Annotated in this window: 10 protein-coding genes and 3 tRNA genes; 6 read left to right on the top strand and 7 right to left on the bottom strand. The window is 39.5% G+C overall.

The features are described from left to right. The first annotated feature begins 84 nt into the window (after nt 1-84). Both AAW12_RS01805 and AAW12_RS01800 read left to right on the top strand, forming a co-directional pair. Nucleotides 85-2,277 carry an FUSC family protein gene (locus AAW12_RS01805; protein ID WP_046671914.1) on the top strand — a complete coding sequence of 731 codons (2,193 nt, stop codon included), beginning with the start codon at nt 85-87 and terminating at the stop codon, nt 2,275-2,277. A 31-nt stretch (nt 2,278-2,308) separates the two neighbouring features. Next, a complete protein-coding gene (locus AAW12_RS01800) occupies nt 2,309-3,289 on the top strand; it encodes a YpdA family putative bacillithiol disulfide reductase (protein ID WP_046671913.1) in 981 nt (326 codons plus the stop codon). Here the strand turns inward: AAW12_RS01800 and AAW12_RS01795 are convergent. Then, nucleotides 3,282-3,899 (bottom strand): TetR/AcrR family transcriptional regulator, encoded by a 618-nt coding sequence (locus AAW12_RS01795; RefSeq protein ID WP_046671912.1) that lies wholly within the window; start codon nt 3,897-3,899, stop codon nt 3,282-3,284. The genes AAW12_RS01800 and AAW12_RS01795 overlap by 8 nt on opposite strands. Nucleotides 3,900-4,003: 104 nt before the next feature. On the opposite strand from AAW12_RS01795, the gene murB reads away from it, so the two are divergent. The 3 genes from murB (at nt 4,004) to AAW12_RS01780 (ending at nt 6,069) form a co-directional block, all read left to right on the top strand. Then, nucleotides 4,004-5,020 carry a UDP-N-acetylmuramate dehydrogenase gene (gene murB / locus AAW12_RS01790; RefSeq protein WP_084823041.1) on the top strand — a complete coding sequence of 339 codons (1,017 nt, stop codon included), beginning with the start codon at nt 4,004-4,006 and terminating at the stop codon, nt 5,018-5,020. Nucleotides 5,021-5,282: 262 nt separating this feature from the next. Next, the gene (locus AAW12_RS01785; RefSeq protein ID WP_046671910.1) at nt 5,283-5,792 is read left to right on the top strand and encodes an RNA polymerase sigma factor; all 510 of its coding nucleotides are present in this window, start codon (nt 5,283-5,285) and stop codon (nt 5,790-5,792) included. A 31-nt stretch (nt 5,793-5,823) separates the two neighbouring features. Then, entirely contained in the window at nt 5,824-6,069 is a 246-nt protein-coding gene (locus tag AAW12_RS01780) for a cytochrome b5 domain-containing protein (protein ID WP_046671909.1), read from the top strand. Here the strand turns inward: AAW12_RS01780 and AAW12_RS01775 are convergent, their stop codons facing one another. The 5 genes from AAW12_RS01775 to mgtE all read right to left on the bottom strand — a co-directional run bounded on the left by AAW12_RS01775 (nt 6,070) and on the right by mgtE (nt 9,025). Next, nucleotides 6,070-6,984 (bottom strand): PfkB family carbohydrate kinase, encoded by a 915-nt coding sequence (locus AAW12_RS01775; RefSeq protein ID WP_046671908.1) that lies wholly within the window; start codon nt 6,982-6,984, stop codon nt 6,070-6,072. It abuts the gene before it with no gap. Nucleotides 6,985-7,041: 57 nt separating this feature from the next. After that, a tRNA-Asn gene (locus AAW12_RS01770) sits at nt 7,042-7,115 on the bottom strand. Nucleotides 7,116-7,203: 88 nt separating this feature from the next. Next, nucleotides 7,204-7,277, bottom strand: a tRNA-Asn gene (locus AAW12_RS01765). 50 nt (nt 7,278-7,327) lie between these two features. Then, nucleotides 7,328-7,401 (bottom strand) — tRNA-Asn (locus tag AAW12_RS01760). A 247-nt stretch (nt 7,402-7,648) separates the two neighbouring features. Beyond that, nucleotides 7,649-9,025, bottom strand: coding sequence for a magnesium transporter (mgtE, locus tag AAW12_RS01755; RefSeq protein WP_046671907.1), 1,377 nt, complete (start codon nt 9,023-9,025; stop codon nt 7,649-7,651). Between the two features lie 806 nt (nt 9,026-9,831). On the opposite strand from mgtE, the gene AAW12_RS01750 reads away from it, so the two are divergent. After that, entirely contained in the window at nt 9,832-12,519 is a 2,688-nt protein-coding gene (locus tag AAW12_RS01750; protein WP_231585183.1) for a TolB family protein, read from the top strand. Between the two features lie 11 nt (nt 12,520-12,530). On the opposite strand, the gene AAW12_RS01745 is transcribed toward AAW12_RS01750, so the two are convergent. After that, entirely contained in the window at nt 12,531-13,400 is an 870-nt protein-coding gene (locus tag AAW12_RS01745) for an endonuclease/exonuclease/phosphatase family protein (protein ID WP_046671905.1), read from the bottom strand. Between the last annotated feature and the right edge of the window lie 42 nt (nt 13,401-13,442).

Here is a 13,442-nt window from a genome sequence, read left to right as displayed (position 1 = left end):
ATCATTAGTACCAAAAAGAGCAAACATCGCAAAACAATTGTTTTTAATATGAAAAGCAATTTATCTAAGTTTGTACTATACATTATGAAACAGACACAAGAAATAAAAAGTTTTTTCTATAGCCAATATTTTGCGGATGGACTCCGAATCACCATCGGATGTATTGTGCCTGTCCTAATCTTTGCAACCATCGGGCAATTTACCAATGGAACCATTGTTTCCCTGGGAGCGCTATTGGTAGGTCTCTCCGATACGCCGGGAGCACCTAGCCATAGAAGGAAAGGCATGATTGCGGGTGCGATTTTGACTACTTTAACTTTTATTTTAACCAATATAGTTAATCAAAATGTCTATCTACTGGCAATTTTTATCGGCGTAGCCTGCTTTATATTTGCCATGTTTGCAGTATTCAATAGCAGGGCCGCCAACGTAGGCCTTATGTGTATTCTGATGATGTTGATCCATGTGCAGATTCACTATCCTCTTGCTGAAGCCATCAACTATTTAGGCTTCTATACATTAGGCGGTCTATGGTATATCGCCATTAGTCTTTCCATCACCCAAGCGCGCCCTTATCGGCTCGCCGAACAGGAGCTATCCGAAACAATTCGCTATGTGGCTGATTACATCCGGCTAAAAGCTAATTTTTACGATGCTAAAATTGATAATGATAAAAACTACCTCAAACTGATCGACAAACAAGTTGAAGTCAATCAGCATCAGGAAAACCTACGGGATGTATTGTTTCAAAGTAAACGATCAATTAAAGACACCACAAAGGTGGGACGTTATTTAACCCTCGTTTTCAACGATATTGTCGATCTCTTTGAGCAAAGTATGGCGGCGCACTATGATTACAACACCATCAGCGAACGCTTTGGTCCGACCGGAATCTTGGAAGATTTCAAAAACGTGATCCTAAAATATACCAATGAGCTTGATAATCTAGCCTATCAGCTTAACACAAATACGCAGCCAAAGCCACTATACGATTTCGATTCGGATCTCAGTCGTCTTCATAGTAAAATCGATCAACTTGATAAAAATCAAGAGTATAGTACCTTTGCTTTACGTAAGGTATTGATCAATTTGCGTGATCTGGTTCGCCGGATCAAAAATATCTATGGTTACTCGCATCTACAACCAGACGATGTCAAACGAAAAGAAATTGACGACGCAAAGCGCTTTGTTCAAAGCTCTGCAATTGACTTTAAGAAGTTCCGCGAAAATCTTACCCTAAAATCCACCATCTTTCGACATGCCTGCCGCATGGCAATTGTCATGTCGGTCACTTATTACGTGTTTGAGGTCACCAATATCACAAATAATGTCTACTGGATCCTCCTGACTATCATGGTTATCCTAAAACCTGGCTTCGGGCTAACAAAGGAGAGAAATATCCAACGTCTCATCGGTACAACAATAGGTGGACTCATCGGAGCCCTCATCCTGCTAACCATCCATGACCCAACTGTTCTTTTCGTTCTCCTGGTATTCTTTTTTCTGACGGCATATAGCCTATTCCGGGTCAATTATGTCATTGCCGTGCTTTTTATGACCCCGTATGTATTAATTATGCTGAGTTTCGTCAGCGCTAATACACTAGACGTCACGAAAGAACGCATATTGGATACCTTTATCGGGGGCATGATTGCATTCTTGTCCAGTTACATTATTTTTCCAAATTGGGAGAGCATGCAAGTCAAGGAATCCATGCGAAAGCTACTCATTGCCAACTACAATTACATCTTTCAGGCATTAAAAGAAATTGCAGGTCAAGCGCCTTCCATCACGGAATACAAACTAACGCGCAAGGCAGTCTATGTGGAAACAGCCAACATGGGTTCCACTTTCCAACGTATGCTTACAGAACCCAAGAAACGTCAAAAATATAGCAAGGAAGTCAACAAATTCGTCATATTCAACCATATCCTAGCTTCTTTTTCGGTGACTTTAATGAACCATCTCGACGAAATGGATAATAATTATATCAATAAGGACCATGTCCGGACGATCCGAAAAATATTAGGCGCCTTAGAGCAGTCCATTCAATTGCTTCATTCAGCCGATAGCGTCGATGCATTTGTTCCTTTGACAATCGAAATTCCCAACGACCAATTTGCGAATACAGATGTCAGTTCAGTTGATGGACAGCTATTGAGTGAACAGCTGGACTTTCTCAATAAAATTGCACAGGACCTGCATAAAATAGTCCAGGACCTTCACGCTAAAAGCACAGCAATGTCAGAAAATGAACTGCCTAAAGCTTTAAGCTGATTTATTCTTTAAAATTCTCGACATTTATACCATGAGCGATACGATAACACGGTACGACCTGATTATAGTTGGCGGCGGCCCAATTGGCTTAGCTTGCGCCTTAGAAGCCAAGGAAGCAAATTTAAATTATCTTATTCTTGAAAAGGGCTGTTTGGTCAACTCATTATATAATTACCCTCAGAATATGACCTTCTTCTCTTCCTCCGAACGACTAGAAATAGGTGATATTCCTTTTGTGACAACCAACCCCAAGCCCAAACGCATGGAGGCTTTGGAATATTACAGACGTATACAACAAAAGTTTGCACTGGATACCCATCTTTTTGAAGAAGTACTGGAAATTAAGAAAGAGGACACGGAATTCCGGGTCAGCAGCAGCAAAAGCATGTACTTAACCAAGAAAGTCATTATCGCCACGGGTTTTTATGACATACCAATGTTGCTCAATATCCCAGGCGAAGAACTCCCAAAAGTGAGGCATTACTACGATGATCCACATTATTATAGCAGCCAAAAGGTGATCGTTGTCGGCGCCAGTAATTCATCCATCGATGCAGCGCTTGAAACCTACCGAAAAGGAGCGCACGTATCTTTGGTGATTCGCGGCAGCGAAATCAGCCGCCGGGTAAAATATTGGGTAAAACCTGATATTGAAAATCGAATCGCTGCTGGTGAAATCGATGTGTATTATAACAGCAGCTTAACAGAAGTTACTCCAACTACTGCACATATCCAAACACCAAATGGTATTGTCGAACTCGATAATGATTTCGTACTGGCTTTAACCGGCTATCGCCCAAATTTTGAATTTTTAAAAAGAATCGGAATTGATATTCCTGAAGAGGCACCTTGTATTCCCAGCCATAATGAAGAAACAATGGAAACAAATGTAGCTGGGATGTACTTGGCAGGCGTCGTCTGCGGTGGGTTAAATACCCACCTTTGGTTCATTGAAAATTCACGAATTCATGCCAAACAGATTATCGGACATATCCGCTCAACACTTACTTAACAACTTGAAAACGTAAACCATTTAAGAAGATTTTCATCATTTTCTTCTGTAAACTAAGAATATGATCGAATTCTTCTTTTGTTGGAAACAACATGTTTTTCATATCCTTTAATATGCCCATACGCATGCCGAATAGGGAATACAGAAGAATCCGTGCAGTTTCATTGATATCTTCAACCTGTATCTCGCCGGCATCGATACCAATCTTGAGAATCTTCTCAATAATTTCTACTTCACGAAGATATGACTCTTTGAACACCTGCTCCAACTCGTCCGGAAGCTCTTTGACCATCTTCATGGTGTATTCAAATAAATTATAATACTGATTGATGATCTTAACACGCATATCAATGGAGTACATCATAATCTCCTCAAAGTCCCCCCCCTTTCCAATGACATCCTCTAGGTCCTCGATCATTTTGTCGATGACATATTCGAAAACCGCAGAATATAAGCTATTCTTATCCGGAAAATAATAATAGAGCAATGCTTTTGAGAAATTGAGATCCTTGGCTATTTCCGACATCGTTGTCTTAGCCATTCCAAAATGTGCAAAGCGCCTTGTCGCAGCTTCTAGAATTTTGATTCTTTTTACATCTGCATTACCCATTAAACTTATATTTTTTATCGTTAAATAAACGGTTTATACTATCTTTACCGATTATCATGCTAAAGATAGCTGATTTTTTTGAATTTCTGAAAACTAAAGTCAATATGAAGTTAAACATTCAATCGAATATATCTTTAAAAGCTTTCAATACGTTTGGGATTGAAGAAAAGACAAATTTTCTAATCGAAGTGAATGACAATGAAACATTGACCGAAATTTTTAAAAACGATATTTTTAAGGAGAACTTTTTTGTTCTTGGTGCCGGTAGCAATGTCCTTTTCACTAAAGCATTCGACGGCTATATTATCCGCATGACCAGCAAGGGCATACAGTCAAAAATTGATGGCGATGACGTCTATGTCACTGCGCAAGCAGGAGAAATCTGGAACGACTTCGTTTGGTATTGTATCGAACATAATTACGCCGGCATTGAAAACATGGCCCTTATTCCCGGCACTGTTGGTGCTTCACCTGTGCAAAACATCGGTGCCTATGGTACCGAGTTAATGTATGTCTTTTACGAATGTCAGGCTTTCGATACGCATACCGGCAACTTTACAACATTCAAAAAGGAAGATTGCGATTTCTCCTATCGCGACAGCATTTTTAAAACAGCACACAAAGGACGGTTTATCATTACCCAGGTAACTTACAAGCTGAGCCGAACAGCCCATATCAATACAACTTATGGTGCAATAGAAGCCGAACTCGCCAAAGAAAACATAACAAACCCAAGCATTGCCGACATTGCAACCATTGTCTCCAAAATCCGCGTAGAAAAGCTTCCTGACCCAAGTACAGTAGGAAATGCAGGTAGCTTCTTTAAAAACCCTGTAGTGACAGCATCGACTTTTGAACCTCTTCAGAAAGAATATCCTACAATACCGCATTATCCAATGCCCAATAATGAAACAAAATTGGCTGCTGGATGGTTAATAGAACAATGTGGTTGGAAAGGAAAAGAATATGGACAAGCAGGCGTATGGAAAAATCAGGCACTTGTACTAATAAATAGACAAAACGCTACAGGACAGGAAATTTATAATCTATCGGAACAAATTATAAGTGATGTCGCAAACAAATTTGGCATTAGGCTAGAGCGTGAAGTTAATTTACTGTAAAGATTTAAAAAAAGTATTTTTACTCTTTTTAAATCTGAAAGCAAAAGAAAAACAAGCTTTACCTTAGCAAAACATCACTTTCAGCTAATTTTATTTACTTAAAGTTAGCTTACGCACACGTTTGCTTTGCTTAAAATAATCTTAAAATTATATTAACAAATCTAATTTTGCCATTTTTGGCGCATTTTTTGCCTCATACTTAATGAACCGCATTTTATAAACGTACTGTTTTGTAAAAAGAACAGTTATAATTCATTAAGCTATGACAAAGAATGAATTTGACACCATGGTTATTGAGCAATCGGACTCATTAAAACTCTACGCCAGAAATTTTACCAGTGATTACGAAGATGCCAACGATCTCGTTCAGGACACGATCCTGAAAGCTGTAACCTATTTTAAAAATTTCAAAGAAGGAACCAATTTGAAAGGATGGCTCTACACCATCATGAAAAACACGTTTATCAACAACTATAGACGTATTGTAAAAACCAACTCTTTCATTACGAAAGACGAGGATATTTCTAACGCTAACCTCCTATTATCCGCTTCCTCAAATCAGGGCGAAAGCAAATTTGTTATGGAAGACATCCATGAAGCCTTATCTAGTCTTTCGGAAGAATATTACATCCCATTTTCACTGTACTTCGAAGGGTTTAAATATCACGAGATATCTGAACATTTGAATATCCCCATCGGAACGGTAAAAACAAGAATACATGTTGCTAGAAAATTAATGAAAAGATCACTATCGGCCTATAAAGTAGCCTAGTTTTTTTATCTTCGCCTTTTTACAATAACGAATGGCAGAAGAATTATCGGAATATAGCAAAAGCCAACTGGCTTTACGTAATGGTCAGGACAAACCACAGATCTGGATTGCTTATCGCGGATTTATCTATGATGTCGGAGAAAGCAGACTTTGGAAAAACGGAATGCATTACGAACATTGGGCCGGACAAGATCTAACTGAGGAGCTCCAAGAAGCCCCCCATTCAGCATCCGTATTTTCAAAATTTCAGATCGTCGGAAAACTGAAAGATCAATGACTATAAATTAAACTGAGATAGGGCAACAAAAGCGTTCAATCGCTTTTGTATGTCCTCTTCGGTAAGATCAACCAAACGATCTGTTCCAAATTTCTCCACACAGAATGAAGCTAGGGCAGAACCAAAAATCAACGCATTCTTCATGTTTGTAAAGTTTATACTTTTTACTTTGGCAAGATAGCCAATAAAACCTCCAGCGAAGGAATCCCCTGCGCCAGTTGGGTCAAACACATCTGCTAGTGGTAGTGCTGGGGCAGAAAAAATCTGGTTCTCTCCAAAAAGAAGCGCGCCGTGTTCACCTTTTTTGATAATTAAATATTTAGGGCCCATTGCTAAAATGGCTGTTGCAGCTTTAACCAGCGAATACTCTCCTGATAGTTGCCTTGCTTCGGAATCATTGATGGCTAAAACATCAACCTTGAGAAGCACTTTTCTTAAGTCTTCCATGGCAACATTCATCCAGTAGTTCATGGTATCCAGAACAACCAACTTAGGCTTATGTACCAAGCGCTCCAACGTTGTCAATTGTATTTGAGGTGTAAGATTACCCAAGAGAAGATACTCGCAATCTTGGTAACTTTCGGGAATAATTGGATCAAAATCAGCCAATACATTTAGGTCTGTAGCCAGGGTGTCACGGCTATTCATATCGTTATGATACCTGCCAGACCAAGAAAAAGTTTGCCCACCAGTGATTACCTGAACCCCTGTAACGTCTACACCACGGTTTCTGATAAGATCAAGATTGTCATTTCCAAAATCCTCCCCAACAACACTGACCAATTTGATTTGATCACATAGATAGGATGCCGCTATACTCGCAAATGTACCGGCACCTCCTAGAATTTTGTCAGTTTTACCGAACGGTGTTTCTATTGTATCGAAAGCCACCGTACCAATAATTACTAAACTCATAGTTTTTTAATAAGCATGGTAAACAAAAAAACCGGCGTAAAGCCGGTTTCAATATTGCTCCTGAAGCTGGGCTCGAACCAGCGACCCTCTGATTAACAGTCAGATGCTCTAACCTGCTGAGCTATTCAGGAATTTGTTTTTCGAGAAATTCCTTTCTCATAGAGTGTACAAAAGTAGTACATTTTAATATTATTTGCAAATAAAATATTTGCATTGTTGCTCCTGAAGCTGGGCTCGAACCAGCGACCCTCTGATTAACAGTCAGATGCTCTAACCGGCTGAGCTATTCAGGAATGAAAAATTGAATATTTTAAAAACCCCGGTTATGTAAGTTATTAAATTGCTCCTGAAGCTGGGCTCGAACCAGCGACCCTCTGATTAACAGTCAGATGCTCTAACCTGCTGAGCTATTCAGGAGTGTTTTTCAATTTTTCCGGAGACCCTATTGCGTTTCCGTGATGCAAGTATCGGAAGATTATTAGAATACTACAAATTTTTTGAGCACATTTTTTACAACTTCCTAAATTCCAATTAGAATAATTTATTTTTATTTTTTCAAACAGCTCCACAAAATCCCCTTTTCAGCACTTAAACCAACATTATCCTTCTTTTACCTTCAATCGCCATGAGTGGATCAACGAACAATATCGGAAATTGCGTACGATTAAAGCAGCACACCTTTCAAAATTAGCGTGGCCACACTAAAATAAATCAGCAAACCTGTTACATCGACTAATGTCGATACAAAGGGCGCTGAAGAACTCGCTGGGTCGGCCCCAAGTCGTTTCATCACAAAAGGCAACATAGACCCCATCAACGACCCCCAAAGAACCACACCAACCAAGGACAAAGAGATAACTAATGCAACCAACACCCAATACTGACCATAGCTATGCGCAAAAGATTGCCATGCCATAATCCTTATAAAACCCAAAGCCCCCAAAATAAGCCCCAGCAATAAACCCGACAAAATCTCTCTTCGCATCACACGCCACCAGTCCCCCAACGTAACTTCCCCTAAAGCCATCGCTTGAATAATTAGTGTTGAGGCTTGCGAACCGCTATTCCCACCACTGGATATAATAACAGGCATCAGTGCAAACAACATAATCGCACTTGCCATTTGCTCCTCGAAATGCTCAATCACTGTAGCTGTCAAAAGTTGCCCCAAAAAAAGCACAATAAGCCATCCAGCTCTCTTCTTGACCAAGTTCTTAATCGACACATCCAGATAAGGTTCATCCAACGCCTCCGTTCCCCCAATACGCTGCATATCTTCCGTGTACTCCTCGTTTGCCACCCAAAGAATATCATCGACAGTCACAATCCCCAACATAACCCCCTGTTCGTCGACAACAGGCAAGGCCACGCGATTATTCATCCGGAAGATGTTGATCGCTTCCTCCTGGGGATCGTAAGCATTCAGCGAGATCAGCCGATGATCGATCAAATCTCCAACGACTCTATCTGGCTCCGCCATCAGCACATCTTTAATCCGAATATCATCAACCAGCTTCCCATTTCCATCAATCACATATAGTACATCTATCGTCTCCGAATCTCTTCCATAACGTCTAATATGTCCCAATATACGCTCAATACTCCAATGCTCCTTTACGGTAATATAATCGGGTGTCATAAGGCGTCCAACGCTATCCTCGGGATAGCCCAGCAAAGCCAATGCTTCAACACGATCTTTAGGTGGTAACAGTAAAATCAAATGCTTAATATCGTCCTTCATTTCTGAAAAAAAAGAAGTCCGATCGTCGGGGGGCAACTCGTTAATTAATGCGCTAATTTTCGCTTTAGAAAGCTTCTTAAAAATCCGGTTTTGCGTAGGGAAATCCAGAATACGAAATACGTTAACTGCACGATTCAAATTTAACGATTCAATAAACAGTGAACCATGTTCGGGCAACTCATCAATCAGCTCCTCTACTTCTGAAATATTTAATTCATTCAAAAATTCTTCCAGCCCAACAAGATCTCCACTTGCTATCAATTGCTCTATTTGATTCACCTGCATTTCCAGTTCTTCCATATCTCCTATCAATTTAAAAATCCTACATCTACACAAAATTTATATGTTACAAAAATCGCTTTTTTAAAGTAAATTCTGCATAAAAAAATAAATAATAAAAACCGGCTGTCTGTCGCAGCAATTGGGATAAATATCAGACGAATGGTGCAATGCCCAAATTAAAAAAGAGACATTTTGTCATCAATAAAAATACGAGAGAAAACCGTCCCCGCCAACATCTTCAACAAGTACAAGCAAAAAAAAGACGACGAAATTTATCGTCTAATTACCGACCCATTTTTTATCGAATAAAATGAATCAGGCCACACCGAACTCGCCAGCACACTCCCGAAAGCAACGCCCCATAGTCCTCTGATTTTTCCACAAAAAAAAAGCAAACAAATTTTCTGAGCACAGCCTTCGAATCGCCAATTATTTAAGTATATTCGTCGTATGCTTTAACCTGTTTAGTGCAGAGCTTTTTTTTCAGCTCAGCTCAATGGGACTGGTTTTTCTTCAAGAAAAAATAACAAAAAAAGCTGAAATATAAAAAACATAAAACCCTATTATTCAACAACTAGTAAACTTTAAAAAGAACTTAAAATTCATATAAACAACAATAATAAAACTAAAAAAAATAGCAAACCTCCGATACATAGAAATTAATGAAACATAAAAACTTAATTATCAACATATTATCATTATTGTCATTAATAATATATTCACACAAAAGTTCTGCTCAATTTTTTGAAGACAGCCAAGCCCCCTTAAGTCAAAAATGGTATAAAATTGAAACGAAGAATTTTCAATTAATTTTCGCCGAAGAGATGAAGGGCAAGGCCCCTACCCTAGCCGACCAGGTTAACCGATCGCTGCGTACAACTGCTAGAAATTACAAAATAACACCGCGAAAAATTCCATTCATTATCCATAACACAAATTTGCAAACGAACGGTTTTGTACAGTTGTCTCCACGTAAATCTGAACTATACAGCACCGCAGGAGCAGAACCTGATAACCAAACCTGGCTCCCCAATTTGATCCTTCACGAGTCCAGACATGTAAGCCAATTTGACAAATTGACAGGAAAATTGCGCGCGCCATTTTTTGAACAATTAGCCCTTGCCTACTATGGGCTGACCGTTCCTTCCTGGTACTTCGAAGGCGATGCAACCCTAACTGAAACCATATATTCGGAGGGCGGAAGAGGAAGATTGCCTGCTTTTGAAATGCCTGTTAAAGCAAACTTTCAATCTAATCGCCACTACAGTTTCAATAAATATTTACTGGGATCCTATAAAGATATAGTCCCGAGTTACTATACAATCGGCTATCTGATGACCTCCACTTTAAAGTCGGAATTACCTTCGAATTATGAAGCCGACCTCTTTGCGGAGCTGAACAAAAAACCATTATATCCCTATAATATCAATCGTGTTTTAAAGAAAAAAATTGGAGGAAATAGTGCCTACTTATACAATAAAACAATAGCAAATTTAGAGACCATATGGAATAAGAAAACAAGCGACTATCAATACCAGAAATACACAGAAATAGACAAGAAAAACGACAGCTATTACAACAGCAATTTATTACCAAAACATAAGAACGGTCTGATCTATTTCATTAAGCAGAACCCACAAAAAACCAATGCAATTTATACGTGTGATGTCGCAACAAAAATAGAAAATAGGCTCGTTAAAACTGGCATACAGTTAACGCCACATTTTGACGTAAACAGCAGTTATATCGTATGGGATGAGCTCCATAAAGATCCGCGTTTCAACAAAAGAACATACAGCGTTATCAATATCATGGATCTCAAAACAGGGAAAATTAACCAGCTCAGCAAACAGACGAGATATTATTCACCTATTTTAAGCCCATTAGACGAAACAATCGCCTGCGTCGAGGTAGATTTATCCAATGACAGCTATCTAACGCTCATAGGCCTTAAAAACAACAGCATCATCAAACGGATAAAAATAGGCCATTCCGAACAGCTCCAACACCCTGCTTTCAACCCCCAAGGCGATAAAATAATAGCTATACGATTATCCGAATCCGGAACCGCACTGTGTGAAATAGACCTGAACAAGGATAAAATCACCAACCTAACACCTTGGGGCAACCAGCAATATGAAAGACCGCAATACCTTTCAGGTATGAAAATCATCACAAAAGCCAACTTCAACGGTATCGATAATATTTACAGCATCGACCTCTTAACTGGAAAAAAACAGCTTTTGACAAAGGCACAATTTGGCGCGTTCAACCCTTTTTACGATAACGATACAAGGCAATTATTCTTCAACGACTACCAGTACAACGGCTACAAGATCGCCCAGACATCTATCGATACCGCATTTGATATTGCTCCAGAAACGGATTACTTTTCGCATTATTACGCCACCGCATTGACCAGAGACAGCGTAAAAAATATCGCTGCAGTCTCCGTAGATACTAGTCAGCACTACCAAATTGTTCCCTATCGTGGACTGGGCAGAACGTTCAATTTTCATAGTCTTTCGCTAAGTAGCAGCAATTTTGAAAGCTTCGACAATTTTAAACCCGGAGTCTTCTGGTTATCAAACAACATCTTAAACACCACACAAATTGCTCTGGGGTATGAATATGACACCGACATTCGAAAAGGAGTATACTCGGCAGAACTTACCTACAACAAGTACTTTCCAAAATTCTCGCTACGCTATGAAAACAGAGGGCAAATTGCAGCAGCAAGCATCCCTAACAAACCTGACAGTAGCATCCGTTTCGACTGGCGCGAGCATTATATATCTTCACAGATCTCCATCCCACTCTCCTTTTACAAAAGAGACTACGTCTACTCCACTGGATTCAACCTGGCAACAGCCTATCTACGGCGCTATGACCTTAGCAGAACAGACGTCAAGAACTTTAATTACGAGACTGCATTTCCATTGACCTATCAGCTTTACCTCAATCGAAATGCTCGAATGGCCAATATGGACCTCTACCCAAGATGGGGACAAAATTTTAGTGTCACCTACCGACATACGCCCTTTGAAAACAATGCAAAAGGTGAAATTTTATCAGCAAGAACAGTATTCTATCTACCTGGATTTATGAGCAATCACGGTTTTCAAATTAGATTGAGCGCCCAAACAGGATCAGGAATTTATCAATACATCAACGATATCCCTCTTGTGAGTGGATTTAGCTACTACAAATATGAAAAAATAAAAAACACGGTGTTGGTCAACTATCGTTTCCCCATAGCTTATCCCGACCTTGGATTAGGATCTTTAGCCTATATAAAACGTGTAAAAGGAGGAATATTTGCCGATTATCAAAATATACACAAACACAGGGAGATTTCACCAAAAAGCTTTGGAGCCTATCTCTCGCTTGATTTCAATGCCTTTAGATACCCACTTCCGGATTTCGAATTTGTTGTTAAGGGCACCTATATCAATGACAACACCACAACACAACGTGTAGTTCCAACATTCAGTTTAAACTATACCTATTAAGGATGAACTGTTTAAGGACGAATCGCCCAGTTGAAATTCAGTGCCAAGGCATAATGATCCGATAAGGGCAACCCTTTGACATTGGTGAATAGATTATTTTCTATTTTATAATCCCGGGCAGCAAGACTGAGGTGACTGCTGCTTCGATAAAGAATCTTATCGATAGATTCGCTCTGATTGCCGATAGACAACATATGCGGGGGCTTAAACTCATGTCGCACCTCCGGCACTAAGCCTCCATTTTCGAGCTCAACCCAGCTATCAACCAATGCTGTGGAATCCATAAAATCATGCAGGTTATCATCACAAAAACTATAATGTGCATTAAAATCCCCCATTACAATAAGTGGCTTACCGCCCGAATGCTCTCCGATATAATCACGTAGCTGATTGAGATTATCCCGACGTGCACTTGATGCCTTCCTGCTATTTTGTGCATTCGCATGAACGTTATAGACATCCAACCAGACTTCAGGAACGATTTCTATCTGAACGAGGGTAAATCCCTTCGGTGTTAGAAAATCTGCTCCTGTACGTTTCTTCCAAGGAACACGCACAACATCAGTCATTGGAAAATGAGACAGGGTATTCAATCCATCACCAAAGGGAACACGCCCCTTGGTTTTCGTGCGATATGGATGTAAATTTCCACCCCAATATAAACTCCTATTATAATTGAAATCCTCCTGTACATTAACAATATCAAAAGGATTGATCTTCTTTCCAATTTCAGCAATACTTCGACTTCTTCCTGTAATCGCAGAGGAAATAATCCCGGGCAACCCCGCTACATTATACGTCAGTACCGAAAAAAAACCAGAACTATCTTTTTCTTTACTCTTATTAGCATCCATCAATATCTGCATATATAACCATGTCATGATAAATTTAGCAAATACAATAAAAACTCACCAGTGCTACAC

The organism is Sphingobacterium sp. Ag1 (assembly GCF_000988325.1).
Taxonomy (GTDB): Bacteria; Bacteroidota; Bacteroidia; order Sphingobacteriales; family Sphingobacteriaceae; genus Sphingobacterium.
This window is presented reverse-complemented; position numbering and strand designations above follow the sequence as displayed.

Bases quoted from the DNA above. Each gene is read 5' to 3' on its own strand.
- AAW12_RS01805 (WP_046671914.1), top strand. From the start codon at position 85: ATGAAACAGACACAAGAAATAAAAAGTTTTTTCTATAGCCAATATTTT.
- AAW12_RS01800 (WP_046671913.1), top strand. From the start codon at position 2,309: ATGAGCGATACGATAACACGGTACGACCTGATTATAGTTGGCGGCGGC.
- AAW12_RS01795 (WP_046671912.1), bottom strand. From the start codon at position 3,899: ATGGGTAATGCAGATGTAAAAAGAATCAAAATTCTAGAAGCTGCGACA.
- murB (WP_084823041.1), top strand. From the start codon at position 4,004: ATGAAGTTAAACATTCAATCGAATATATCTTTAAAAGCTTTCAATACG.
- AAW12_RS01785 (WP_046671910.1), top strand. From the start codon at position 5,283: ATGACAAAGAATGAATTTGACACCATGGTTATTGAGCAATCGGACTCA.
- AAW12_RS01780 (WP_046671909.1), top strand. From the start codon at position 5,824: ATGGCAGAAGAATTATCGGAATATAGCAAAAGCCAACTGGCTTTACGT.
- AAW12_RS01775 (WP_046671908.1), bottom strand. From the start codon at position 6,984: ATGAGTTTAGTAATTATTGGTACGGTGGCTTTCGATACAATAGAAACA.
- mgtE (WP_046671907.1), bottom strand. From the start codon at position 9,025: ATGGAAGAACTGGAAATGCAGGTGAATCAAATAGAGCAATTGATAGCA.
- AAW12_RS01750 (WP_231585183.1), top strand. From the start codon at position 9,832: ATGAAGGGCAAGGCCCCTACCCTAGCCGACCAGGTTAACCGATCGCTG.
- AAW12_RS01745 (WP_046671905.1), bottom strand. From the start codon at position 13,400: ATGACATGGTTATATATGCAGATATTGATGGATGCTAATAAGAGTAAA.